This window comes from Spirosoma terrae (assembly GCF_010435915.1).
Lineage (GTDB): Bacteria > Bacteroidota > Bacteroidia > Cytophagales > Spirosomataceae > Spirosoma > Spirosoma terrae.
Genome location: NZ_JAAFZH010000017.1, coordinates 1 through 25,478, shown reverse-complemented (window position 1 = coordinate 25,478; position 25,478 = coordinate 1). Strand labels below are relative to the sequence as shown.

The following is a 25,478-nucleotide window of genomic DNA, read 5'->3' as shown; positions in this document are numbered from 1 at the left end:
CATACTATTATAAGATAACCTATCCATATTTGCGTAGATTACTGAGTGAATGGTTGTGGGTGAGAAATAAATAGTTCAGACGATTACAAAAACAATGACTAGCGCCGTCAGTGGTAAACTGTTCGAATTTGAGAATAACCAATTAAGGTTTCGGCGATTGGGGTACGGAAAATCAACACTGCTAGCTTTTCATGGTTTTGGGCAGACTGGACAAGTATTTACAGACCTGGAAAAAACGCTCGGTGAGCGATACACTATTTTAGCAGTGGATTTGTTTTTCCACGGTGAGAGTCGATACAATGCCAGCCAGTTGTTGACCAAGTCATATTGGCAAAAAATGCTCAATGCTTTTTTAACTAGTGAACATGTAGACAGGTTTTCTCTACTGGGTTTCAGTATGGGAGGTCGTTTTGCGCTGGCTACTGCAGAATGTTTTTCTAACCGAGTCGACGAGTTGTTTTTAATTGCTCCTGATGGTATTACACGGAGTATCTGGTATGAGTTAGCGACTACAACCAGCGCTGGTCGCGGACTATTTCGGTATGTGTTGGCCCATTTGTCGGTACTTAATGTAATTGGGCATCTACTGACCCGCTTAGGACTGTTGAATCGGACCGTAATGCGTTTTGCTGAGCTATCGCTCAGTACGTCTGAACAGCGCGATCTGGTGTATAATAGCTGGGTTGAATTTCGTTTTATCCGACCTGATCTGAAGAGAATTAGCCAACTGCTGAATCAGCACCCGGTAGCTGTTCATTTTTTTATCGGAGCTTTCGATCGAATTATTCCAGGTCGATATATTCTTCCACTGACCAGAGGGCTCAGTCAGTACCAGTTAACCGTTTTACGTACAGGACACAATCGTTTGATAGAACTGACCGGAGCAAAGCTAAGTACACCTTAATCTTTCTGTAATGCTCGCTGGATAACCTGCCATAGGCCAACGAGAGAAACCAGAATGAGCGCAATAATAACAATTTGCGTAATAGTACTTTGGTTTGGATCTTCCAGTAGCGTACGTATTTCCCGTGCCTCGTGCCCCGACCAGATTGCCAGTAAAGTTCGAGGCATCATACCAAGAAGCCCACCCAGTAGGATATTCTTTAGCTGAGCCCCTGACAGCGCAAAGAGGAGGTTCGTTAAACCAAATGGGAGAATGGGAGAGAGCTTCGCAAAAAATATCACCTCTAGCTCTTTATTCAGAATGCGGTCCAGCACGGATTGGGCCTTGGGATTACGGCGTAGAAAGTTCAAAAAACGCTCATGATTGATCCAGCGTACCAGCAAATTAATAAAAAGAATCCCCCCCATATTAATCAGAAAAAGAGGTACTATAGCCTTCCAGCCCAGAAAATAGCCAAAAAGCAGGGCCAGCATGGTTGGCGGGGTCAGAGCTGCTGACGTTATCGCGCAAATCAACGTAATAAGTGCCCATTCCCAGCCCGAAAAACGTCCAATTATCGTTTCATAAACAATGGCGTAATAGGAGAGGACGGACGTGAACAAGATGGGCGTTACCGACAAAAGTATGCCTGCAATGGCCGGACCGGTAATGTATTTGAGAATAGATGATTTCACGTAGTATCAAACTGTAAGAGCGTGCCTCTGGTTTACTTTATAGAAGCAGAGGGGAACGTACTGACTACTTTTATTATTTTCGAGTATGAAATTTGGAACGAAAGCCATACATGCCGGCATTGAACCAGACCCGACAACAGGGGCTATTATGACACCTATTTATCAGACATCGACTTACGTACAGGAGTCGCCTGGTAAACATAAAGGCTATGAATATGCCCGCACACAGAATCCGACCCGAACGGTGCTGCAAAATAACCTGGCTGCTCTTGAAAATGGACAATATGGGATCTGCTATTCGTCGGGATTAGGCGCGACTGATGCTATCCTGAAATTATTTAAGCCGGGTGATGAGATCATTGCCAGCAATGATTTATATGGTGGTACGTATCGCATTATGGTGCGGGTTTTTCAGGAGTTTGGGCTGACATTCAAGTTTGTCGGATTAGATAACCCGGCCAATCTGGAAGCGGCCATTACGCCAGCGACTAAAATGGTCTGGATCGAAACCCCTACTAATCCCCTGTTACGTCTGGTCGATATCACGGCTATCGCAGCCATTACCAAAGCCCATCAAATTCGACTGGTGGTTGACAATACGTTTGCATCACCTTATCTGCAAAACCCGCTTGATCTGGGGGCCGATATGGTTATGCACTCCGTTACTAAATATTTGGGTGGGCATTCTGATACTGTTATGGGTGCCATTGTGTTGAATGATGAAGAAACCGCCCAGCGTTTAGCGTTCATTCAGAATGCCTGCGGTGCGGTACCAGGTCCTCAAGACTGTTTTCTGGTGCTACGTGGTATTAAAACATTGCATGTTCGTATGCAGCGCCATTGCGAAAATGCCCTTCAGGTTGCCCGCTATTTACAAGAACATCCTAAGGTAGGCCAGGTGTATTATCCGGGGCTGGAATCGAATCCAGGTTATGAACTGGCGAAAAAGCAGATGAGAGGATTTGGAGGGATGCTGTCTTTTGAATTAAAAGGCGACTCGATGCCTGAAGCGGTTCGGGTTATGGAAAGCTTCAAGGTATTTTCATTGGGAGAATCGCTGGGTGGAGTCGAATCGCTGTGTACGCATCCGGCCAGTATGACTCACGCCAGTATTCCAAAAGCTGAGCGGGAACGTAACGGATTAAAGGATACGCTTATTCGCCTAAGCGTAGGCATAGAAGATATAGACGATTTAATTCAGGATCTGGATCAGGCTATCTAAACCGGGATTTTTATGATTTTACTGACTGACTTTGATTTAGTTGATTCAAGCACTTCTTTGAAGCGAAAAAGAAATCAGAGTCAGTCAGTAAAATCATAAAAATTCTGGTCAGAAACGTACTCGTACGCCTGCCAGGAAGTTGCGTCCTGCCTGTGGGTAATAACCGTTGTCGGCAGTTACCCGGCCTTCGGAAATATAAGCATAGGTGTAGCCGTTCGATTCGTACAATTCGTTCAATACGTTGTTGAAAAGAATAGTAAACGCGATTTCTTGAGCAAATTTGGGCTTAATAGTATAAATGAGCCGAATATCATTCGTAAAATAGTCGTTCAGTTTTCGGCTTTCGTTAGAGGTATTATCCAGATACTGCTTCCCAACATATTTTGATAGCAGTCCCAACTCTAGCCCTTTGGCGGGCGTAAACAGCAGTTGTGATCCAGCAATTACGTTTGGTGAAAACGAAATGTCAGTCTGGCTATATTGGCGGCTTTCCTGCAAACCCGTGTCAAAGTTATCGAGGTATTCGGTGAAATTCCGAACCTTGTTTCGACTGAACGTAGCGTTAATATTCCAGCGAAGCTGTTTAGCTAGTCTTGCCCCTGCTTCCAGTTCTACCCCGGCACGATAACTGGTTGGGATATTAACCCGATTATAGGCCCCAACGTCGTTTAGCTGGCCTGACAATACCAACTGATTCCGATAATTCATGTAGTACGCATTAACAGTAAACGCCAACTGTGCTGTCTGAATCTTATACCCGGCTTCATAGTCAATGAGCCGCTCGGCTTTAGGTCTGCTTTGGGGAGTCGATTGGGTATAATCATCGCGGTTCGGTTCGCGATGTCCTACACTGACTGATCCATAAATGGTACTGACATCATTGAGCGTGTAGGTCAGGCCTGCTTTTGGATTGAAAAAGGTCAGTTTAGCGTCCTGCTGAACGTTTTGTAACTGGCTATTGAAACCCAGAAAGGAGTAATCGATTGTTCGTACCTGCACATCCACGAAAGCATTAAGTTCTTTAGTGAACTGATAGAACGCTTTTGCATACAGGTTGACATCACGTTTGGTCGCATCATCATTGTAGTAGCGATCCCGAATCGTTGTATTTCCGGCAATACGAGCCCAGATAATCTCGCCGTAGTGTCCACCCTGATATGTATTCCAGCCACCACCGACGTTGGCCGTCAGTTTACCAAATCCATTATAATCGAGCGAGAAAACAGTACCATAAAAATCGTTACTCAACCAGCGACGTCTGATAATATCAGTGCGACTTATGGTTGAGTCGCCGATCACTACGTTAGGCAAGCCATAATTACTGAATTTGTCGTTAGGCCGGTACTGTTCGTAATAACCTTTTCCTTTCGTATAGAAGGCTGATACGTTTAAACGCCAGTTTTTACTGAGTTCGTGCGACGTAATGAGCTGGTAATTATCCTGCTGATAGTTATCAGTTTCGTTGTCGTACGTATATGGATTGTAGGTACGGTTAGTTTTTAGCAACTCCTGCGGCACTCCTCCCCACGATTGATACGTCTGTTCCTGACCAGAAAACACATTGAGCCGAAAGAAGCTCTTCTTCGTGTAGTAACCGCCAGAAATATAAAATGACCGCAGATCGGAGAAGGCCCGGTCAACGTAGCCGTCCGAGTAAATTTTAGACAATCGGGCATCCAGAACGAAGTGATTATTCAGCAAGCCTGTTCCGGCCAGGACATTTACTTTACGTGTTCCGAAAGAACCACCCGATATATTAGTTTCGGCATACGGTTTTTTTTCGAGTTTGTTCGTCTGAATATTGATCGATGCGCCAAAAGCACCGGCACCGTTGGTCGATGTACCAACGCCCCGCTGTATCTGAATGCTACTTACAGAAGACGCAAAATCGCCCATATTCACGAAAAACGTTCCCTGCGATTCGGCATCGTTATAAGGAATACCATTTAACGTAACGTTCACCCGCGTAGCATCGGACCCGCGGATACGGATGCCTGTGTAGCCGACCCCAGCACCCGCATCAGAAGTTGTTACAATTGAAGGCGTGAAATTGAGCAGTTGCGGAATATCCTGCCCCAGATTGAGCTTGTCTAAATCCTTACGTGTTACGTCACTATAGGCAATAGCCGATTTTTGATTAGCCCGTGTAGCACTTACCACTACTTCATCAACAGCCACCGCTGTTTTTTGTAGACGAAATGATAACGTAGCGTTTTGAGTAAGATCAAGGGTTTGACTCTGGGCTTCGTAGCCAAGCAGCGACACCCGGATGGATAAAGGGCCTGATTTTACATTACTTAGCTGAAATGCGCCCTGTGCATCAGTAAAAGTTCCTTTATACGTTCCTTCTATCGTAATAGCAGCGCCAGGAAGTGTTCCGCCATCAGCATCGTTAACAGAACCTGAGATGGAAAACTGCGCCCAGGCAGATGAAGATACGAACAACAATAACGTTGTAAAAAGCAGTAAATAGACGGCATGCCCGCAAAAACGGACCAGCCCAGTCGTAGCTTTTTTCATTGGTCGAAAAATAGTTACGATAGGCAAGGGGTCAGACCTACCTTTGGTCAAATATGGTTGGTGTTAAAGCTATCACAGAACGTTCTGTGAATACATTTCCCTTCGCGGCATTACCCGCGCAGGTTCAATGGGTATAATCTCAGCCCGTTGTTATGAGGCACCCCTAGAAGATTAGCTGGGCAAAGTTAACTTTATTTTAACAAAACAAGATTCTATCCTATACGTTTCTATTTCTGAATTAGTGCTTTTTGTGTATGAATGAGTTTGATTTAGTTGTTTTACAGGAAGATATGACTGACGGCCGTTTGAAAGCAGGCGACGTTGGTACGATTTTAACCGTTTATAGTGAGGGAAAAGCCTTTGAAGTGGAGTTCGTTACATTGACCGGGGAGGCTATCGCCATAGAGACCTTATTGGCCCATCAGATACGTCCCGTTCGTTCCTCAGAAGTGATGGCTGTTCGAGATATTGCGATATAATACAGCAACTTCTGTAAACTTTTGAGGCTTACGCTTTTCCGCAATAACAAATATTCCTAATTTTGCAGTCCAAATTGCAAACAAATGAGCAAAAAGAATAGCGGACTGGATTTTTTGGAAGATTCAGACGCACTTGAGGGGAGATTAGAGGACGTTGGTGATTTCGTCCAACAAAACCGAAATATCGTCCTGGGCGTACTGGGTGGCATCGTATTACTAGTTGTTGGCTATTTCGGCTATCGCTACTACGTTGGTAGCCAGGACGAAACGGCACAGATCGAACTGTTCCCATCTGTATACCAGGCTGAAGCTGATTCGCTGAAAAAAGCGATTGACGGCGACGGTAAAAATCCAGGCTTCAAAGCAGTTGCTGATAATTTTGGCCCAACGGATGCAGGTAATCAGGCCGAGTTTTATGCTGGCGCTATTCTGGTTAAGCAGGGAAAATATGACGAAGCTATTGAGCGTCTGAAGGCTTTCAGTGCTTCTGATCTGTTGGTGCAGGCTCGGGCCTATGCGCTCATCGGCGATGCTTATTCTGAAAAGAAAAGTTATGATGAAGCAGCCGATTATTACCAGAAAGCAGCTGATTATAAGCCCAATAAATCGTATACGCCAGTTTATCTTCTGAAGCTGGCCATTACATTTGAAGCGGCTAAGCAGAACGATAAAGCTTTGGAAGCTTACAATACAATTATCGAGAAGTATCCACAATCGCCTGAAGCTCTTACTGCTAAGAAGTATAAATCCGTGCTCGAAGCAACGGTCGGCGAGTCGTAGGCGTACTTGAACACATCAATACCGCAAAGGACAAAGCCGACAGGTTTTGTCCTTTTTTCGTATCCGATTTACGGGAATCGAAGGATAGCTCTACGATAAGCATTGCACAATCGTGTAAATACCGACCGCATCAGCGGAACAATCAGATAATAATTTCCAACCAATGGCCACTGAACTCAAAAATCTTAGTGTTTTTTCAACGGATGAACTCCCGGATGTGAGTCATCGACGGTTTGCAATTCTGGTTTCAGAATGGAATACCGAGGTAACCGAAGCCTTATTCGATGGCGCTTATAAAACCCTGCTTCAGCACGGTGCCAAGGCTGAAAATATCATTCGAGGCAACGTACCAGGCAGTTATGAACTCACATTAGGAGCGCAGTGGTTTGCCCAACGAGCGGATATAGATGCTATTATTGCCATTGGATGCGTAATTCAGGGCGAAACTAAACACAATGACTACATCAATCATGCCGTGGCTCAGGGGCTGACGAATGTTAGTCTAAAAACGGGTAAGCCGGTTATTTTTGGTGTTCTAACGCCTAATAACCAGGAACAGGCTCTCGATCGGGCGGGTGGCAAACATGGCAATAAAGGCGACGAAGCGGCTATTACGGCCATCAAAATGCTTGGTCTACAACAACAAGTTTATTCGTTTCAGTTTAAATAGTTTTTAGTTTTTGGTTTTCAGTGGCTGGCCTTAAAATTTGGTTTACCTACTGAAAACTGAAAACTGAAAACTTAAAACCCTTCTACAATGCAAGTCTGGAAATTTGGCGGTACGTCGGTTGGGAAACCAGAGCGTATGCAGTCTATTCGTAGTTTAATCACTGAAGACACAACCCGTAAAGTTGTCGTTTTGTCTGCTTTATCGGGCTCGACGAATGCGTTATTAGCGATTGGCGAATCGCTCAAAGCCAATAACGACGATGAGGCCAATGCTAAAATTGATACGCTAAAAGTGCATTACGATAGCTTTATCGAAGAATTATATAAAACCGCTGATGGAAAAGCAGCTGGTCAGCAAATCATCGATAGTGAATTTTCATTCATCCGTTCACTGACACGTATCAAACCCTTTACACTGAAGCAGGAAAAGGAGCTTGTTGCTGAAGGTGAGTTGCTCAGTACACAACTGTTTCAGTCGTATCTGGAAGAGGAGGGCGTACCTTCAGTCTTACTTCCGGCACTGGAGTTTATGCGAATTGATGCCGATAATGAGCCGGAGATTCAGTTTACGGAAGAGAAGCTAGCCGAAATGCTGCCCCAGCATGATGATAGGCAAATAATTGTTACACAGGGCTTTATTTGCCGGAATCCACGCGGAGAAGTCGATAACCTGAAGCGCGGGGGGTCTGATTATACAGCTTCGCTTATCGGAGGAGCTATCCGCGCCGAAGAGATCCAGATCTGGACGGATATCGACGGTATGCATAACAACGATCCACGTATTGTCAAGAATACGTTCCCGGTACGTGAACTTACGTTCGATGAAGCGGCCGAATTGGCGTATTTTGGGGCTAAAATTCTGCATCCGTCTACGATCACACCTGCCCGCATGTTCGGCGTTCCGGTACGATTGAAAAACACGATGGACCCCGCTGCGCCGGGAACGCTCATTGCTGACCGGACAAGCGATCAGGTATTCAAGGCAATTGCGGCAAAAGATGGCATTACGGCGTTATATATTCACTCGACCCGTATGCTAAATGCCTATGGGTTCCTACGGCGTATTTTCGAGATTTTTGAGAAGTACAAAACACCGGTCGATATGATTACAACGTCGGAGGTGTCAGTTTCGGTGACCATTGATAATACCGAACGGATTAAAGAAATTTCGGATGAACTGAGTGCGTTCTGCACACTCGAAGAGCCGGATTACGATCAAACGATTATCTGCATTGTCGGTAATTTTAGTGCCGACAACGAAGGGGTTGCTCTTCGGGTGTTCAATGCAATGAAAACCATTCCAATTCGTATGGTTTCGTATGGTGGCACAGAAAGCAACCTGTCGTTGCTGGTACACGGACGATATAAATCCGAAGCCCTGAACGCCTTAAACGAAGGTCTTTTTACGCTGTAATATACTGAATTATAAGTCGGGCTCATGCTCGTATCTAACTAATGCTTCAACTCAATTTTATCCGCGAAAACAAAGAGGCTACGCTGGCAGGGTTACGTAAACGATATTTTGCCAATGCAGAAGCTGTTGTTGATGAGGTCCTGACTCTTGATCAGCAACGGCGCGATACACAACGTGAACTGGATGATGTGTTGTCGCAGTCGAACGCAAAAGCCAGTCAGATAGGCGCGTTGATGAAGGCGGGCGATAAAGCCGCTGCCGAAACCGCTAAAGCTGAAACCGCTGACTTAAAAGCTCGCTCTAAAGTGCTCGCTGATTCGTTACGTCAGGTGGAAGCTGATTTGCAATCAGTATTGGTGACTATCCCCAATATTCCTCACAGCAGCGTTCCGGAAGGACGTAGCGCCGATGATAATGAGGTCGTACTGGAGCATGGCGATAAACCCCAACTGCACGAAGGAGCGCTGCCGCACTGGGAACTAATCAAGAAATACGACCGCGACGGCGGACCGATCATTGATTTTGAATTAGGTGTCAAAATTTCGGGTGCTGGTTTTCCAGTCTATAAAGGGAAAGGGGCACGTATCCAGCGGGCCATGATCAATTTTTTCCTTGATGAAGCGATAAAAGCTGGCTATAGCGAAGTACAGCCGCCAATCGTTATCAACGAAGATTCTGGTTTTGGAACAGGTCAGCTGCCGGACAAAGAAGGGCAGATGTATTACGTTACGGAAGACAAACTCTATCTGATCCCGACAGCCGAAGTGCCCATCACAAATTTGTATCGTGATGTGATTCTTCCCGAGAATCAGTTACCGGTTAAAAATGTTGGTTATACGCCTTGCTTCCGTCGGGAGGCTGGTTCATGGGGTGCGCACGTCCGTGGCCTGAACCGATTACACCAGTTCGATAAGGTCGAGATTGTACGAGTGGAGAAGCCAGAAAACTCCTATGCAGCGCTGGAAGAAATGAGCCTGTATGTACAGTCATTGTTACAAAAACTAGGCTTGCCGTATCGTGTGCTACGTCTGTGTGGTGGCGATATGGGCTTCACATCGGCATTGACCTATGATATGGAAGTATGGTCAGCTGCTCAGCAGCGTTGGCTGGAAGTAAGTTCCGTATCGAACTTTGAAACGTATCAGGCGAACCGGCTGAAACTTCGCTCAAAGTTGGAGGGAAAGACACAGTTACTGCATACGCTAAATGGCTCTGCACTGGCGTTGCCCCGTATCCTGGCGTCGATTCTGGAAAATAATCAGACGCCAGAAGGGATTAAAATTCCGGACGTGCTGGTGCCATACTGCGGATTCGATACGATTAGCTAACAATCGCAGGAATAGTTGGCGTAACCAGGGTAACGAGGAGATAATTTGCCCGAAATACTCACAACACGATTGAGCGGTACTACGTCGCCGGTTGCCAGTTCGAGCCACTCCGTTCCGTTTTCCTGAACGTACTGTTTGAGTGTTACGTCGGCTTTGATGAACTCATTCAGATCGGTGAGGTACTCGATACGCACGAATTTGCCGGGAATAATAGCATCTCTGAATTCAGTATCCAGCGATGAATAGGGTTGACTAGTTTCGCTTTTCATACCTCAATAACAATTGTCATAAATGAAACGTGCCCCAGCTTTTGGCCGGGGCACGTTTCATTTATGGGCTTTATTCGGTTAATAGCCAGCTGTTTCCAGTTGCTTCTGGAACTCACGCAAAATGACTTCTTTCATCGCTATTTTGCGTTTCTGCGTATTGATTTTGTTCAGCACCTGCTTGTCTTCAGCGTTATTAGGATCGAGCCCATCAGCATCCTGAAGCGCGAATTGCAAATCGCTTTTTTCCCGCTTAACGAGATACTCCATTTCGCGAATTTTAGTGCGAATCTGTTCTGACTGACTTTTGAGTTCAAAAGCCGGATATTTGCGCGACAGCACACGTCCTAAATAACTAAGCTCAAAAATCTTGTCGCAGGCAGCCCGGAAGCGATCGTTCAGCGACTTGTCCTGTAGCTTGAACGGAACTTTAATTTCTTTCCAGCTATTGAGTAACACTTTGGCCCGCTCAGCAGCCGCAAAAATGTCAGATTGCCGGGAAAGCCGTTCCGCTTCGTCGACCATTTTCATCTGGGCTTCGATACGTGGATCGATTTTCTTCTCAATGACGATGCCTTTTGCGTCGTTGTATTTGGTGTAGAAAATTGTGGTAGCCTTCTTGAAGTTCTTATAAAGCTTGCCGCTTTTCTTAATCGGAACTTCGCCAACCTGTTTCCAGGCGTTGTTGAGTCGCCGAACTTCCTGGAAAGCAGCGTCCAGATCACCAAGACGAGTAGCGCGGAACGCTAATCGGATCAACTCGTCGTATTTGTCGAGTCGTTCCTGAATAATCTTGTTCTGTTCATTAAAGAACTCACGCCGGCGTTGGAAGAAACCATCCAGCAATTCCTGAAACCGACCTTCAACCTCAGCTTCGGCACTTTTATCAACAGGGCCGGTCTTGATCCATTTGGTCTTGATTTCCTGAAGCGCATCGGCAGTTGGCCGCCAGTCATTGCTGTCGGCAATGGCTTCGGCTTCTGCAATCAGCGCTCGTTTGATTTCAAGGTTCTTTAACTGATTAACCGTAATAAGCTCGGATAATAGTTGTTCCTGAGCGTCTAAACGGTCGAGCAGGGGCGGAAAATCGCCAAGGGCATCAAATCCGAGAAGCTTTTTGCGTAATTGAACCAGTTTGGTCAGATAAGAGCCTTTGTTCTGGGCCTCTTCAATGTCTTTCTCTAACTGGCCAACTTTGTTCTCTGCAATGATGAAGCGATTCTTAAAATAGTCGAGCGCTTCCTGCTCAGTGCGTTTTACTTCGCCAATCTGGCGATCTTCGTAATTCAGGTAGCCTTTCAAAAATACCTTTCCGTCTTTGACGTAACCGTATTCATCTACCAGTGAAGCGTTTTCCATTACTATGCTTGGTTAAGGCTGCGCTGTGGGTTAATTTTGAGGATAATTGCCAACCACAAATCTATTAGAAATTAATGAGTCAGGAAACCATAATTTTCTCCATGGCGGGCGTGAGTAAAAATATTCCGCCTAACCGACAAATCCTAAAGAACATCTACCTTTCCTTTTTTTATGGTGCTAAAATTGGCGTTTTAGGATTGAACGGTTCCGGGAAATCAACGCTGCTACGTATCATTGCCGGTATTGATAAAAGCTATACGGGCGAAGTTGTGTTCTCTCCTGGCTACTCGGTTGGCATGCTGGAGCAGGAGCCTAAGTTCGAGCCCGGAAAGACTGTTCGGGAAGTCGTTGAAGAGGGCGTACAGGAAGTGGTTAACCTCTTAAAAGAGTTCGACGAAATCAACGAAGCCTTTGGAGACCCAGATGCTGACTTCGATAAACTGATTGAACGTCAGGGCGAGGTGCAGGAAAAATTGGACCATTATAATGCCTGGGAACTGGATCAGAAGCTGGAGCGTGCGATGGATGCGCTACGTTGTCCGCCTGCCGATGCCATCATTGATAATTTGTCGGGTGGTGAAAAACGCCGGGTAGCTCTTTGCCGCCTGTTGCTTCAACAGCCCGACGTATTGCTGCTCGATGAGCCTACCAACCACCTCGATGCGGAGTCGGTTTTGTGGTTAGAAGAACATTTACGTCAGTATTCAGGAACCGTAATTGCCGTTACCCACGATCGCTATTTTCTGGATAACGTAGCAGGCTGGATTCTGGAACTGGATCGGGGCGAAGGAATTCCCTGGAAAGGCAATTATTCGTCCTGGCTCGATCAGAAACAGCAGCGATTAGCCAAAGAAGAAAAAGCCGAATCGAAACGCCAGAAGACACTTCAACGCGAATTGGAGTGGGTAAAAATGGCGCCTAAAGCCCGTCAGGCCAAATCGAAGGCTCGTCTGGGTGCTTATGAACGATTGTTGGATGAGGACAACCGTCAGAAAGAAGAACGACTGGAAATTTTCATTCCATCGGGCCCACGTCTGGGGGCAAAAGTGATTGAAGCGGATGATGTTGCCAAAGCATATGGCGACCGGTTACTGTTTGAACATCTGGAGTTCCGATTACCACAAGGCGGTATCGTCGGTATTATTGGGCCAAACGGTGCGGGTAAAACCACCCTGTTTAAGCTAATAACTGGTCGCGAAAAGCCGGATGCCGGAACGTTTGCCGTTGGCGATACTGTAAAAATCGCTTACGTCGATCAGGAGCACGATGGATTGGACCCGAACAAAACGGTTTACGAAACCATTTCTGGTGGTAGCGATTGGATTGTGCTGGGCGGTAAACAATCCAATGCCCGTGCGTATGTCAGCCGTTTTAATTTTGCTGGTGCCGATCAGGAAAAGAAAATTGGTACGTTGTCGGGTGGAGAGCGTAACCGTGTTCACCTGGCTATGATTTTGAAAGAAGGCGCGAATCTGTTGCTACTCGATGAGCCAACGAACGACCTGGACGTTAATACGTTACGCGCACTGGAAGAGGGTTTGGAGAATTTTGCGGGCTGCGCCGTTGTGATTAGTCACGATCGGTGGTTCCTCGACCGGATTGCTACGCATATTCTGGCTTTCGAAGGCGACTCGCAGGTGTACTGGTTCGAAGGTAATTTCTCGGAATACGAAGAAAACCGCCGAAAACGACTTGGCACGGAGGCCACGCCCACACGAATCAAGTATAAGAAACTAGTATAGAAAAAAGCCCGGTCGTAGATCGGGCTTTTTTCATTTAAGTAAACTATGAAGATCTTTTAAGAAAGGATCGTCGGATGGTAAATATGAATTAGTTTCGATTTGTATCGCCGAGCCTTACAAAATTACCCCCTTAGATTTTAGTAAGGGTAGTAAATCAACAGTACATCCGGGAAGTATCTCAATGATGTCATCCCAGTTAGTAAGTATCCAGTGTTGGTCTGGTTGTGCTATTAGCGTTTTTCGGGTTTTCGTTAGTATCCAGATTACCTTCTGTACACCAAAATCCAGCATCTTTTGTGTTTTATCATATACGTATTCTGTCTCACTAACATTGGCTGGAAGCTCAATTTTGACGTCAATTTCTATAACCACTCTTGGCGGTACAGAGAAGAATTTGTCGTCTAGAGGAGTTGGTAAAGCATGTTGATCAAAAACCGCAATGTCATTAGAAAGATTGTTTCCCACGGCTAAATGAAGACCTGGCTCATTGGTTGCAATGAGGTAATCATTGAATGGGAGAAATTTGTATAGAACGTGAATCAGTAACGAAACTATTGCTGATTGCAGCGCGCTGGCTCCTATAATTTCTTCTTGAGTTTTTTGCCGTGACAATACTGACCGGTATCCTTTATAATAATAAGGCGTACCGTTAATTTCTTCATAGATCAGCGAAGAGGGTACTTTACGGGAGGCTGGCGAATTACGGGATTGCTCTCGGGGCGTTACACTCATTTCCTGTACCTTTGTTTTCAGTAAAGATAACGTATTTTATGTACTACGGATATTTCAACGGCACTATTGCGCCGACCGATAAACTGGCCGTCGGTATTACCGATTTGGGTTTGTTACGTGGTTATGGCCTCTTCGATTATTTCCTGACTTATAACGGTAGACCGTTTCAGTGGGATTGGTATTGGGAGCGTTTTCAGAACTCAGCTTCGCGGATGCATCTGCCACTGCCCCTCGATAAAGACGCTACGTATAGCATTCTGATGAACCTGATCGAACGTAGCGTTGAAGCGGGCGCGCCGGAGGACGTAGCGTTTCGTTTCGTGATGACAGGCGGTTATGCTCCTGATAGCATCAGCATCGTAAAGCCGAATCTGCTTATACTAACGGAAGAAATTCATCCGACCCCGCTAATCCAGTACGAGCAGGGCATAAAAGTAATCCTCGACGAATACGTGCGGGAAATGGCCGAGGTGAAATCTGTCGATTACAAGCGGGTTATTCTGATGGCTCAAGCTATCAAATCGGCGGGAGCGTCGGATTTACTCTTTCAAAAAGGGGGCGAAATCAGCGAGTTGAGCCGTAGTAATTTCTTTATCATTAAAGGCGATAAACTGATTACGCCCAATCGAAACATCTTACACGGTATCACCCGCCGAACCGTAATGCAGTTGGCGCAAACCGACTTTGAGATAGAAGAACGTCCGGTATTGCTATCGGAACTATATGATGCAGAAGAGGCATTCACAACGAGTTCAACCAAAAAAGTGCTGCCTATTACACAGATAGGGGATTTAACCGTTGGCGATGGTCATGCTGGACCGAAGTCGGCATTCCTGCTGGAACGCTTTAATGAACTGGTAAAAAACTGGTAAAAAAGCATAGCAATACAATGGCCGCAGGTATTTGGATAACTAAATACCTGCGGCCATTATCTGTGGAAAGCTACCATTTCCCTTGGGCTTTCATAATCTGTTCGATAACATCCCGAACAGCACCGCGCCCGCCTGGCTTTGGCGATATATAATCACAAACGGCCTGCACCTCATCAATTGCATCCGACGGACACGTACTGAGTACGGATTCTCGTTGTAAAATAGTCAAATCGGGCGTATCGTCGCCCATATATAGAATCTCGGATTCGGTGAGGCCGTCGCGCGCTATGTAGCCAAGATAGGCGTTTACTTTCTGGTCGCTGGGGCCACCCATGAAAACATCTTTGACCCCTGTAGCTGCCAACCAGCTTCTAACTCCCTCTGCATTCGACGAAGACACAATAGCAACGCGAAAGCCTGCTTTTAGGGCCTGCTCAATGGCATACGTATCGCGGATGAAAACGGTTCGAAACCGTTCGCCCGAAGCCAGTAAGTTTACACTTCCGTCTGTCAGGACGCCGTCTACGTCAAAAATAAAGGTCTTGATTTGTTTAAATCGTTCTTGTAAAGCTGTCATGGCACAAGTTTAATGAAAACCGGTAGACAGTTGCTTATTTTTGTTCAATGAATAGCCATAACCTGACTTCGGCCGTATTACCTCCTGCTTTTCAGGCGCAGATGCAAGCTCAGCTGGGAGCGGAATACGCTGCTTTTGAGAATGCACTGGTTCAGGAAACGCCCGTAAGTATTCGAATCAACTCCCGTAAGAACGCTTATCCTGTCATCGATCTGGAGCCGGTGCCCTGGTGCGAAGAAGGATTTTATCTGCCTGAACGGCCTAGCTTTACGCTTGATCCGCTGTTTCAGGGGGGAGCCTACTACGTGCAGGAAGCCTCGTCTATGCTTTTGAGTGAAGCCGTCAAACAGACGGTTAATCTGAACCGACCCTTGCGGGTATTGGATTTATGTGCAGCACCGGGCGGAAAAAGTACTTTGTTGGCCTCCATGCTTCATGCTGATAGCCTTCTGATTTGCAATGAAGTAATTCGGAGCCGGGTTTCTGTTTTGCGCGAAAACGTAGATAAATGGGGCTTGCCCAACGTAGTGGTCAGCAATCATGACCCGGAAGATATGCCGAATTTAGCCGGTTTTTTCGACGTAGTGGTTGTTGATGCGCCCTGTTCCGGTGAAGGACTGTTTCGGAAAGATACCGATGCTATCGACGAATGGTCAGAGGCCAATGTACAGCTTTGCTCGGCTCGTCAGAAACGAATTTTGGCGGCAGCGGCTCCGTTGCTCGATGAGCGAGGTATTCTGATTTATAGCACCTGTACGTATAATGATGCCGAAAATCTGGATAGTATGCGCTATCTGGCCGAAAATGGCTTTCGTAACCGGGCGCTTGAGCTTCCTGCTGAATGGAACGTAGTGGAGAAAATCAGCGGGAATGCGGTTGGCTACCAATGTTACCCACATCGGGTCAAAGGAGAGGGTTTTTTTATCAGCGTTTTTCAGAAAAAAAGCTTCATCGCAGCCGTAAAACTCGATGCGCGTACGTTCAGAAGTATTCGGGCACTACGTCCGCGCGAAACGGCGTCGGCCTCGAAATGGCTCGAAAATCCAGCTGAGTTTTCGTTCTGGGAAAAACCTAATGGCGATGTAATGGCCTTACCGAAGGCGTTGGAAAAAGAATTTCTGTTTCTGGACAGCGCCATCAGAAACAAAGGATTTGGTCTGGAAATGGGCCAGTTTAAAGGAACCGATTTTATTCCGTCGCATACCCTGGCTTTGAGCACGGCTATTAATCAGAATTTGTCAGCTATATCGCTAAATAAAGAGGACGCGCTACGTTTTTTTAAGAAAGAAAATCTAATCTTTGATGAGCCGGTAAAAGGGTGGTTATTAGCTCAATATCAAGGCTTGAACCTTGGCTGGCTGAAAGGAGTTGGCAATCGTGTCAATAATTATCTGCCTAAAGACTGGCGTATTCGAATGGATATCAAAGAATATGTATGAAACGGTTTTTCACGGTTAGTGGCGTACTGATAGCCCTGATAGCGGTTGGTTACCTGACGGGACCATCAGCTCATTACGACCCGATCAATGATGATGTGGTTACGCTGGATCGTGATTTGGTGAAACTCGAAAAAAGCATCGCTGAATCGGAGAAGAAAGCTAATCTACGGCCTGATAATGAAGCGCGAATTATTTGGGCCGATAGTCTTCATAAAGTGAAAACGCCTTACAGTCTGGTGTATATTCATGGCTTTTCTGCCAGTTGGGCAGAAGGTGATCCAATTCATAAGCAGCTGGCCAAACATTTTGGCTGTAATCTATATTTGGCTCGCACATACGGGCATGGAGTTGATTCGCCTGATGCGCTCAAAGACCTAACGCCTGGCAAGTATGCAGCTTCTGCCGAACGCGCGTTAGCGATTGGAAAGGAGTTAGGCGAAAAGGTGATCGTTATTGGTACGTCGGCGGGCGGTATGTTGGCGCTATATCTGGCGGCCCGACATCCTGAAATAGAAGGCTTGGTCTTGTATTCCCCTTGCATCGCAGTAGCTACGCCTGCACTACGTCTGGTAACCGGCCCCTGGGGTCAGCAGATTATTGACCAGATTTTCCCGGATAAGCATTTTGTGAATTCACACTATACCGGCGACCGCATAAAATACTGGTTTCCGCAGTACCATACGAACGGTCTAATGACGCTGCAAACTATGCTGGATCAATACATGACGCCCGAGCAGTTTAAGAAAGTCAAACAGCCGGTGTTTATGGGCTATTATTACAAAGACGAAGACAATCAGGATAAGGTCGTATCGGTATCGACTATGCTAGCGATGTTTGATGAGTTGGGAACTCCAGCGGATAAAAAACAGAAAGTGGCTTTCCCAAATGCGGGTCAGCATGTGATTGCTTCTCATTTTACGTCCGGCGATCTGAAAGGCGTGTATCAGACAACAGAAAAATTTATGGAAGACATACTACATGTACCAGTTCCTGCTATGTCTCAGTCAGCCATAGCCTTTAGCCCAAAAGCCGGTTCGACAAAAAAATAACCTAACTTTGGCGATTCGTTGTTATCTCAATCATACACAGTATGACACAGTCCAGTTTTCGGGCAATATGTTGAAGGACGCTGTCGAAGATTGGGCACTGAAAACTGTAAACTTACTATAATGGCTTACGGATTACTGAAAGGAAAACGCGGCATCATTTCGGGTGCCTTAAATGAAAGTTCAATTGCCTGGAAAATTGCGCAGCGAGCGCACGAAGAAGGAGCTACATTCACGCTGACTAATGCACCGATTGCGATGCGCATGGGCGAAATTCGCCAGTTAGCTGAGCAAACCGGCGCTGAAATCATTCCAGCTGATGCTACGTCGGTTGACGATATTACGAACCTGTTTACCAAGTCGCAGGAAGTGCTGGGGGGCAAAGTCGATTTCGTATTGCATAGCATTGGTATGAGCCCAAACATCCGCAAAGGCAAAGCCTACACGGATTTGAACTACGAGTGGCTGAAGCAGACACTCGATATTTCGGCGGTGTCGTTCCATAAAATGTTGCAGACCGCCTACAAACTGGACGCCATCAATGAGTGGGGCTCGGTAGTGGCACTGACCTATATGGCTGCTCAGCGGACTTTCCCTTTCTATACCGATATGGCCGATGCGAAAGCCATGCTGGAATCAATTGCCCGGAGCTTCGGCTATCGGTATGGCAAATCGCACAAAGTACGTATCAATACCGTATCGCAGTCGCCTACGCAAACTACGGCGGGTGGCGGAATCGGCGGGTTCGACAAATTCTTCGACTTTGCTGATAAAACCGCTCCGCTGGGTAACGCAACCGCCGATCAGTGTGCGGACTACGTTATTACGTTGTTTTCGGATCTGACACGTATGGTAACCATGCAAAACCTTTTCCACGATGGCGGTTTCTCAATGACCGGTATTTCGGAAGAGGTAATGGAAGCGCTGACTAAGAAATAAAATACTACGTAGTTAATAAATCGGGCTGCGCGCGGAGAAATTCTCCCTGCACAGCCCGATTTATTGTATGGGTTTTATAGCCTAATTACTAACTTGGGTAGTGGATATTTCGAGTTTGTTAAGCTGCGCACTGTTGTCCGTACGGAATAACCTTTCTGAAGAAGTTGTACCACGATCTCAGCCCTATAAAACCTGTCCCTCATAGGAGAATAGAAAAAACGTTGCTGAGGTTAGCCGTTCCCTTTTCTACAATTACATACCGGGCTTCTTTGCTGAGCCCACTATTGTAACGTCAACAAGTTCCAGCGATTTCACCATGTCTTTTACCGTCTCCTTGTATTTCTTAAAATGCGGTGTTCCTGTATGTAAATTATAGGCGGTTGTGTCGGCATAAATTTCAAGTATTGTAATGCTTGTTGGGTCTTTTTTGTCGGCAACAGCATAATAAGTTAATACCCCTGGCTCAACACGAATCGCTGTTGTCATCTGCTCTTTTAAAGCAGCATTATAGTTTTCCAATGTCAAGGGGTCAACTTTAATCTTTGCCAATCGCACCATTTGCTTTTTATCTTGTGCCATCACCTTCGTGTTAAGTACAAGAGTTAAAATAAACAGCGAAGCAAGTCTTAACAATGACTTAGCCGGGCTTAGCTTACAAAATATCTTAACCGTTTTCATGAGAAGTACCATACGTTTGGTCTGTATGAAAGAAGCAATTAGTTACTGTGTTACTAAGCCTGCTCATGACTCATAAGTAGGCTACTTATTAAAAATATGTTGGCTTTATTACGTTATTTTTTTGCTATATCTGCGCCTTCCAAAACCAACTGAACGTTTCGCGTTTTGCACTACGTAGTGGCAGTGCAAAACGCGAAAGCTTTTTTTCTTCAGAACTTGAGTTCCTGCGTCAGATACGTAGCGCCTTCGTCGCCGTTGATGCGGACGGTGGCGGTGAGCGGTTTAGCATCCCAGTTTATGGTAACAAGACCATAGTTCAGCTTAAAAATGACCTCGCCCACGCGATGCTGATTTTTCTCCTCACGAGGTTTCCCGACGTGGGTCAGACCGCTGCTCGTAATGTCGAATAAGTCGTAGGGTAGCCCCGGTACGTTCAGTTTCGATACTTCGGCAATGTGGCGGTCGCCACTGATGAAGAACGCTCCTTTCGGTTTGGTTTTGCCGATAAGGTTGAACAGCCGTTGCCGAGACGTTGGGAAGTTGCCCCATTTCTCATAAATGTGATCGTTCGGAATCACCTGAACACCGCTCCCAATAATATGTATGTCGGCATCGGAGTTGGTTAATTCGTTTTCCAACCATTTCCACTGTGTTTCGCCCAGCATATCGCCCGATGGATCGGCTACGTTCGTTTTGCCGTCGGCACCACCTTTCTTTAACGGGTCGCGGAAATACCTCGCATCCAGCAAAATCACTTTCACCCGTTTGCCTTTGGGGCCATACACGTGAGCCGAATAAGCACCTTCCTGTTTACGTAGCGGACTGTCGGTTGGTACGTCGAAAAAATCAAGCATAACCTGCTGACTTTCCTTCCGTTTGGGATACTCTTTACCGCCGTCGTTCACGCCATAATCATGATCATCCCAAACGCCGATAATGGAAGCCGATTGACGTAGTTGCTGATAAACCGGATTCGATTTCTGCATGGCGTATTTGGTACGTAGCGTATCCATATTTTCCGAATCGCCGTAAATATTGTCGCCCAACCATATCCAGACGTCGGGTTTTTGCGCCACTACGTCGTCCCACAACGGTTGCGGCAAACTTTGCCGGCTACAGGAACCAAACGCAATGGTGGTGACTGGTTTTTGCTGGGAAAACGACGTATCGGTTTTTGTCGATCGACATCCAGCTGTCAGAATACAGCCGAAGAGGGCAACTGCTAGAATTGGTTTCATTCGTACGTTATTAATTAATCCAGCGCAAAAGTAGAAGGCCATCTATTTTTCGCGGCAACGTCAAGATTTGTTAATATGCGTTTATTAGTGGATTTATCCGATTTCCCAACTTCTGATAATCCGGCTGCCGTTCTCGGTTGCTTCCGCCTTAATATACGTATCGACTTCCTGCTGCAATTCGTCAACGTGGGAGATGATACCCACCAGTCGGTTTTCGGCACGTAACGCTTTCAGTGTTTTAAAGACCGTCTGTAACGAATCTTTATCCAGCGTTCCAAAGCCTTCGTCGAGGAAAAACAGATTTTGTTTAGCCTTTGTCAGATGCTGAATATTATCGGAAAGTGCTAATGCCAGCGATAAAGCCGCCTGAAACGTTTGGCCGCCCGATAGTGTCTTTACGCTACGTATCTCGCCACCATTCAGGAAATCGCGAACCTGGAAATTGTTTTTTTCGTCGAGTTCGAGCTTCAGTTGATTATTAGTAAGCTTGAAAAATCGTTCGTTCGCTGATTCGCAGAGGTTTTTCAAGTAAACCGACGATACGTAGTTGACAAAGCCCTGAGCCCGGAACAAGTCGTCCATTTTCTTTAAATCCTGCTGTCGGAGTATCAATTCATCGTACCGTTTCTGATAATCCTGTTTCTGTTGCCACTGGGTTTCAAGCGTTGTAACGATTGTGCTTGCCCGTCCATGATCCTGATTCAGGCCATCTTTTTCTTTTTGCAGCGTAGCGAGCTGACTCTGAATGGTTTCCAGTAGGGCCGGGTCGAATGGATTGGCCGCCAGTTCAGCTTCCAGGGTTTCGACCTGCTGGGCTAATACGCTACGTTTCTCGTTATACGCTTTAATATGTTGTTTTTCCAGTTCTACATCAAGGCCCGAACGTAGCACAGCTGTTACCTGCTCGCGCGAGAGGTTGTTGGCTTCCAGATTCTGGCTGATGGTTACTTCCTGCGTGTCCAGCTCCTGGTTAACCTCAATCAGTTGCTGAGCCAGCTGCTGCAGTTGCTCTTCGAACGTTGTTACGGTTTTCTCGGCAAAACCCTTCTGCTTGTCGGCATCGTCGAAGTTCGCTTTGGTTTGATTGTACGTTTGGGTCAGCGACTCTCGTAGATCAGCAATCTGGTCGAGGCCCCATCGGGATACTTCGTGCAAACGAAAATGCTGAAGCGATTCGACGGCTCTTTTCAACTCGCCTTCCTGACCAGAAATCGCTTTGTCAACATCCGCTACCTGGGTAGATAGTTTTTTGTAAGCAACTTCGTTCTCGTCAATTTGTCGAATCAACGTAGCAACTGCTTCCTGCGCGGATTGAAGCCGTTTTTGAGCATCACTTTCCTGCCGGATGGCTGTTGCTACCTGATTTTCCTGCTCTTTCGAAAAATCAGTCCAAACAAACGTGTCTTCGTGGTCTGTCAGTTGTTTAACAACCTCGCCCCGTTCCTGCGTAAGACGTTTGCCATTTTCCAGCTCGCTACGTAGCTGCGTTGCCAGTTCTTTAATGGTCAATTGCAGCGCAGTGGTTTCCTCAATCCGTTGAACCACTTTGTGCAAAGCTGTTTCACTACGTTTTACCTCGTCGGTGTCCAACGTTGCTACGTGCCGGTTTGGGTGATGTTCAGACCCACAAAGTGGGCAAGGCTGTCCATCGTGTAGCGAGTCGGCATATTTACGCAGTTCTTCCTGGACCAGTGTTTTACGGTGTTTGGCTTCCCGGTCTTCGCGAATAGATTTTAGCTTACTCAGTGCCTGTTCGATCTGGTCGGGCAAAGTTTTCAGCGTTAGCGTGTTCCAGTCGTCGGGAAAACCGTGTAGTGCTATATTCTTACGTTGTTTGAGCTGTTCAACAGCCAGGTCATACTTCTCAATAGCCTGCTGTAAATCGTCAGCCTGTTTCTTTAAAGGCTTATAGGCTGTAAACCAGTTTTGGACCTTATAGAGATTTTCCAGCTTCGAGGCATTGCCCAAGCCGTTGTCAATAATGGTCTGATGTTGCTTTTGAGCGGTCTTATTACGTTCCAGAAGTTCGGCCTGTTTGTCGAGTTGCGTCGACAGTGCAGAACGATTGCGGTTTTGCTGATCAATGGATTGCTGTAAGGTTCGGATCAGCTGAACCGTATCTAATTCGTCAATTTTTTGCTGTAACTCGTCGCGACTTTCGTAGGCTTTCTTCGCTGCGTCATAGATACTGTGTAAACCAGCCAGCCGCTTTTGAGCTGCTCCCAGCTGCTGTTGCGTAGTACGTTCCTGCTCAAGTAGTTTATGCTGCTTGTCCTGTAGCTTGCTCAACTGAGCTAGATCGGACTGGAAAAGCAATCGGCAGGTTTCATATAAGGCGATATCCTGTTCGAGCCGACGATACGTAGCGTCCTGGGTTAACAGATGTGTAAGCTCCTGGGCTGCCAGTATTAGTTTTTTACTACGTTCCTGACTATCGAGCAGTTGTTTTTCGGTAGGCTCCAGCGCTTTGATTTCAGTTTCTTTTCCGACTATCGATGTCTGAATAGCCGTTACGTCCTGTTTAGCCTGCTCGATGGCTTCAGGAGTAGCTTCTTCTAACGGCGCTAAAAGGCCACGTAACTCGGATAGATTTTCATCATTTGCCTTGCTTAGTTTCGCTACCCGGCCCGACAGCTCATACTGATCCAGCTTGAAGAGCTGGTTCATCATTCTAGTACGTTCAGTAGGACTAAGTTCCAGAAACTCCCGGAACTGGTTTTGCGGAATAATGATCGTACGCTTGAAGTTATCGTAATCCAGACCCAGTATCTGCTTCGATAAAACTGCTACGTCTTCTTTCTCGTTGCCAATTGGTTGCCAGTCGTCGCCCTGTTTTATAAACATACGACGTTCGCCAGGGGCTATTTCGTAGTACTTTTTAGGGTGCCGTCGGGCTTCATAAATAAACTTATAAATGTGGAGGTCTGGCCCAGCCTGAAACTCGAAGTCGATAAGCAGATGCTTCGATTTCAGATTCATCATATTATAGGCTCGCTTATCCTGATCATTGAGTCGTTCCGTTTTACCGTATAAAGCGAAACTGATAGCCTCCAATAGCGAGGTTTTGCCGCTGCCTACTTTTCCAAAAATGCCAAAAACGCTTGAGCCAATTAATTGCTGAAAGTCAATTTCCTGTTTGTCCTGGTAGGAATAAAGCCCTTGAATCGACAGCTTTATAGGTATCATTCCAAATCGGTTGCTAAAATCTCTTTGAATAATTGCTGAAGCCGGTCATTTGGCTCCTGCCCTTTATTCTTATATTTAAAATAGTCGGTAAATAACGCATCCATAGTCTGCGTTAAGTCGATGGTTGGTGTATTGGGGCTTTCTTCCACATCGATTTCCCGAATATCCGGGATGATAGTCACCAACGATTCGTGGGATTGCTGAAGTTGCCGTCGTTCCTCACTAGTCAGATAGGTAGTTGTTTGTAAGGTAATCTCTGCGTAACAATCCGGGTTTTGTTTTAACCAGTCGACGGCTTCATCTACTCGTTTAAAGCGTGGACGCAACAACCGTTTCCCCGTACTAAGCGGAATAGGGGTGACCGTAGCAGCCTGTCCGGGCTCCACATCAATCAGAACGATATATTTCTGCTGATCGGCTTCGGCAAAACTATACGCTAATGGGCTACTACTATAAACAACTGGGCATTGCGCTCCTGAGATTTCCTGATAACGATGGAGGTGTCCTAACGCCGTATACTGGACCTGTGGAGGTATCATGTCCGTATAAACAACCGAAGCGCCACCAACCTGCAAGATGCTACGTTCATCATCGGATTCTTCAGGTTGCTCGCCCCCGCGTTTCATAACGAATAAGTGCGCTGTCAATAGATTGACGCCCTGCTTATCCATATATGTATCAGCCAGCGTTGCCCAGTGTTGCTGAAGTTCCTGCCGCAATTCATCGCCAAAACTTGTCTGACCAAAGTAGGAGCGCATGCGCGATTCATTGGCATAAGGCGTAAGAATAATTCTGACAGGGGCAGTATGCCTGGGCAGTTTCAACTCAATAAAACCAGGTGCTGACTTTAATAGCTTCGCTTCGCAACTTACCTCGTAAGAAGAAACTTCTGTTTTAGGAAAGCCAGCAAAGATAATCCCACACTCACGGCCAAAATGGTCCTGGGCTTCAATTCGGTCTGGGTTATCATGATTACCAGCAATGGCAACAACGGGACGGCTTCCCCCGGCAGTTAGTTTTTTTAGTGTACTATATAATAGGTCTTCCGCCTTAGGATCTGGATTAAATGTATCAAACAAATCACCGGCAACAATCACCAGATCCGCATTCTCCCGATTGGCAACCTGAACAATTTCATCCAGTACGTTCTGTTGCTCCTCGATTCGCTGAAAATCCTGGAGCCGTTTTCCTAGGTGCCAGTCGGCTGTGTGTAGTATTTTCATAACTCGTAACGGAGAAAACAGCTAGTAAAAGAGATATGCAATATACTCGTTTACACCCGCATAACGGCTTTATTACGCCGATTAGTCATGGAAGGAACGGTCAGATAGTAAACACTTGAATTTTTTTAAAGAATTTTTTCTTGTCTAAATGCCTGATATTGGGTGGGTTGCCAAATAATCTTTGGAGGTCT

At 46.2% G+C, this 25,478-nt stretch carries 22 protein-coding genes; 12 read left to right on the top strand and 10 right to left on the bottom strand.

What is annotated here, in order from left to right:
- Positions 1 to 94 precede the first annotated feature (94 nt).
- Positions 95 to 904 carry an alpha/beta hydrolase gene (locus GK108_RS26100; protein WP_163954530.1) on the top strand — a complete coding sequence of 270 codons (810 nt, stop codon included), beginning with the start codon at positions 95 to 97 and terminating at the stop codon, positions 902 to 904.
- Here GK108_RS26100 and GK108_RS26095 read toward each other — a convergent pair.
- A complete protein-coding gene (locus GK108_RS26095) occupies positions 901 to 1,578 on the bottom strand; it encodes a TVP38/TMEM64 family protein (RefSeq protein WP_163954529.1) in 678 nt (225 codons plus the stop codon). The genes GK108_RS26100 and GK108_RS26095 overlap by 4 nt on opposite strands.
- A gap of 85 nt (positions 1,579 to 1,663) precedes the next feature.
- Between GK108_RS26095 and GK108_RS26090 the strand changes: the two genes are divergently transcribed.
- The gene (locus GK108_RS26090) at positions 1,664 to 2,800 is read left to right on the top strand and encodes a cystathionine gamma-synthase (protein ID WP_163954528.1); all 1,137 of its coding nucleotides are present in this window, start codon (positions 1,664 to 1,666) and stop codon (positions 2,798 to 2,800) included.
- A gap of 108 nt (positions 2,801 to 2,908) precedes the next feature.
- Here the strand turns inward: GK108_RS26090 and GK108_RS26085 are convergent, their stop codons facing one another.
- Positions 2,909 to 5,320, bottom strand: coding sequence for a TonB-dependent receptor (locus GK108_RS26085; RefSeq protein ID WP_163954527.1), 2,412 nt, complete (start codon positions 5,318 to 5,320; stop codon positions 2,909 to 2,911).
- 254 nt (positions 5,321 to 5,574) lie between these two features.
- Between GK108_RS26085 and GK108_RS26080 the strand changes: the two genes are divergently transcribed.
- The 5 genes from GK108_RS26080 to serS all read left to right on the top strand — a co-directional run bounded on the left by GK108_RS26080 (position 5,575) and on the right by serS (position 9,990).
- The gene (locus GK108_RS26080; protein ID WP_163954526.1) at positions 5,575 to 5,799 is read left to right on the top strand and encodes a DUF4926 domain-containing protein; all 225 of its coding nucleotides are present in this window, start codon (positions 5,575 to 5,577) and stop codon (positions 5,797 to 5,799) included.
- An 84-nt stretch (positions 5,800 to 5,883) separates the two neighbouring features.
- Complete coding sequence (locus GK108_RS26075; protein ID WP_163954525.1) at positions 5,884 to 6,579, top strand: tetratricopeptide repeat protein; 696 nt, start codon at positions 5,884 to 5,886, stop codon at positions 6,577 to 6,579.
- Positions 6,580 to 6,742: 163 nt separating this feature from the next.
- Entirely contained in the window at positions 6,743 to 7,249 is a 507-nt protein-coding gene (ribH, locus tag GK108_RS26070; RefSeq protein ID WP_163954524.1) for a 6,7-dimethyl-8-ribityllumazine synthase, read from the top strand.
- 87 nt (positions 7,250 to 7,336) lie between these two features.
- Positions 7,337 to 8,662 carry an aspartate kinase gene (locus GK108_RS26065; RefSeq protein ID WP_163954523.1) on the top strand — a complete coding sequence of 442 codons (1,326 nt, stop codon included), beginning with the start codon at positions 7,337 to 7,339 and terminating at the stop codon, positions 8,660 to 8,662.
- Between the two features lie 41 nt (positions 8,663 to 8,703).
- Positions 8,704 to 9,990 (top strand): serine--tRNA ligase, encoded by a 1,287-nt coding sequence (gene serS, locus GK108_RS26060; protein ID WP_163954522.1) that lies wholly within the window; start codon positions 8,704 to 8,706, stop codon positions 9,988 to 9,990.
- Here the strand turns inward: serS and GK108_RS26055 are convergent.
- Together GK108_RS26055 and GK108_RS26050 are read right to left on the bottom strand one after the other, a co-directional pair.
- Positions 9,987 to 10,259: a hypothetical protein gene (locus tag GK108_RS26055; protein WP_163954521.1), complete on the bottom strand. Its 273-nt coding sequence runs from the start codon at positions 10,257 to 10,259 to the stop codon at positions 9,987 to 9,989. The genes serS and GK108_RS26055 overlap by 4 nt on opposite strands.
- 78 nt (positions 10,260 to 10,337) lie before the next feature.
- Positions 10,338 to 11,615: a DUF349 domain-containing protein gene (locus tag GK108_RS26050; RefSeq protein ID WP_163954520.1), complete on the bottom strand. Its 1,278-nt coding sequence runs from the start codon at positions 11,613 to 11,615 to the stop codon at positions 10,338 to 10,340.
- A gap of 74 nt (positions 11,616 to 11,689) precedes the next feature.
- Here GK108_RS26050 and ettA point away from each other — a divergent pair, with 74 nt between their 5' ends.
- Positions 11,690 to 13,357: an energy-dependent translational throttle protein EttA gene (ettA, locus tag GK108_RS26045; RefSeq protein ID WP_163954519.1), complete on the top strand. Its 1,668-nt coding sequence runs from the start codon at positions 11,690 to 11,692 to the stop codon at positions 13,355 to 13,357.
- Between the two features lie 114 nt (positions 13,358 to 13,471).
- Here ettA and GK108_RS26040 read toward each other — a convergent pair whose 3' ends face one another.
- On the bottom strand, positions 13,472 to 14,089 hold the full coding sequence (locus GK108_RS26040; protein WP_163954518.1) for a Uma2 family endonuclease: 618 nt from the start codon (positions 14,087 to 14,089) through the stop codon (positions 13,472 to 13,474).
- A gap of 38 nt (positions 14,090 to 14,127) precedes the next feature.
- On the opposite strand from GK108_RS26040, the gene GK108_RS26035 reads away from it, so the two are divergent.
- Complete coding sequence (locus GK108_RS26035; RefSeq protein WP_163954517.1) at positions 14,128 to 14,961, top strand: aminotransferase class IV; 834 nt, start codon at positions 14,128 to 14,130, stop codon at positions 14,959 to 14,961.
- 70 nt (positions 14,962 to 15,031) lie between these two features.
- On the opposite strand, the gene GK108_RS26030 is transcribed toward GK108_RS26035, so the two are convergent.
- Positions 15,032 to 15,538 (bottom strand): KdsC family phosphatase, encoded by a 507-nt coding sequence (locus GK108_RS26030; protein WP_163954516.1) that lies wholly within the window; start codon positions 15,536 to 15,538, stop codon positions 15,032 to 15,034.
- Between the two features lie 47 nt (positions 15,539 to 15,585).
- Here GK108_RS26030 and GK108_RS26025 point away from each other — a divergent pair, with 47 nt between their 5' ends.
- From GK108_RS26025 to GK108_RS26015, 3 genes are all read left to right on the top strand, one after another.
- On the top strand, positions 15,586 to 16,977 hold the full coding sequence (locus GK108_RS26025; RefSeq protein ID WP_163954515.1) for a methyltransferase RsmF C-terminal domain-like protein: 1,392 nt from the start codon (positions 15,586 to 15,588) through the stop codon (positions 16,975 to 16,977).
- Positions 16,974 to 18,026 carry an alpha/beta hydrolase gene (locus tag GK108_RS26020; protein ID WP_163954514.1) on the top strand — a complete coding sequence of 351 codons (1,053 nt, stop codon included), beginning with the start codon at positions 16,974 to 16,976 and terminating at the stop codon, positions 18,024 to 18,026. Before GK108_RS26025 ends, GK108_RS26020 begins: the two co-directional genes overlap by 4 nt.
- A 120-nt stretch (positions 18,027 to 18,146) precedes the next feature.
- Positions 18,147 to 18,962, top strand: a complete 816-nt coding sequence (locus GK108_RS26015) for an enoyl-ACP reductase FabI (protein WP_163954513.1) — start codon at positions 18,147 to 18,149, stop codon at positions 18,960 to 18,962.
- A 252-nt stretch (positions 18,963 to 19,214) separates the two neighbouring features.
- Here GK108_RS26015 and GK108_RS26010 read toward each other — a convergent pair whose 3' ends face one another.
- The 4 genes from GK108_RS26010 to GK108_RS25995 form a co-directional block, all read right to left on the bottom strand.
- A complete protein-coding gene (locus GK108_RS26010) occupies positions 19,215 to 19,640 on the bottom strand; it encodes a putative quinol monooxygenase (RefSeq protein WP_246225182.1) in 426 nt (141 codons plus the stop codon).
- A gap of 209 nt (positions 19,641 to 19,849) precedes the next feature.
- Positions 19,850 to 20,878, bottom strand: a complete 1,029-nt coding sequence (locus GK108_RS26005; RefSeq protein ID WP_163954512.1) for an alkaline phosphatase D family protein — start codon at positions 20,876 to 20,878, stop codon at positions 19,850 to 19,852.
- A 93-nt stretch (positions 20,879 to 20,971) separates the two neighbouring features.
- Positions 20,972 to 24,064 (bottom strand): SbcC/MukB-like Walker B domain-containing protein, encoded by a 3,093-nt coding sequence (locus tag GK108_RS26000; RefSeq protein WP_163954511.1) that lies wholly within the window; start codon positions 24,062 to 24,064, stop codon positions 20,972 to 20,974.
- Positions 24,061 to 25,287 carry a metallophosphoesterase family protein gene (locus GK108_RS25995; RefSeq protein WP_163954510.1) on the bottom strand — a complete coding sequence of 409 codons (1,227 nt, stop codon included), beginning with the start codon at positions 25,285 to 25,287 and terminating at the stop codon, positions 24,061 to 24,063. The genes GK108_RS26000 and GK108_RS25995 overlap by 4 nt, the downstream gene beginning before the upstream one ends.
- Positions 25,288 to 25,478 lie beyond the last annotated feature (191 nt).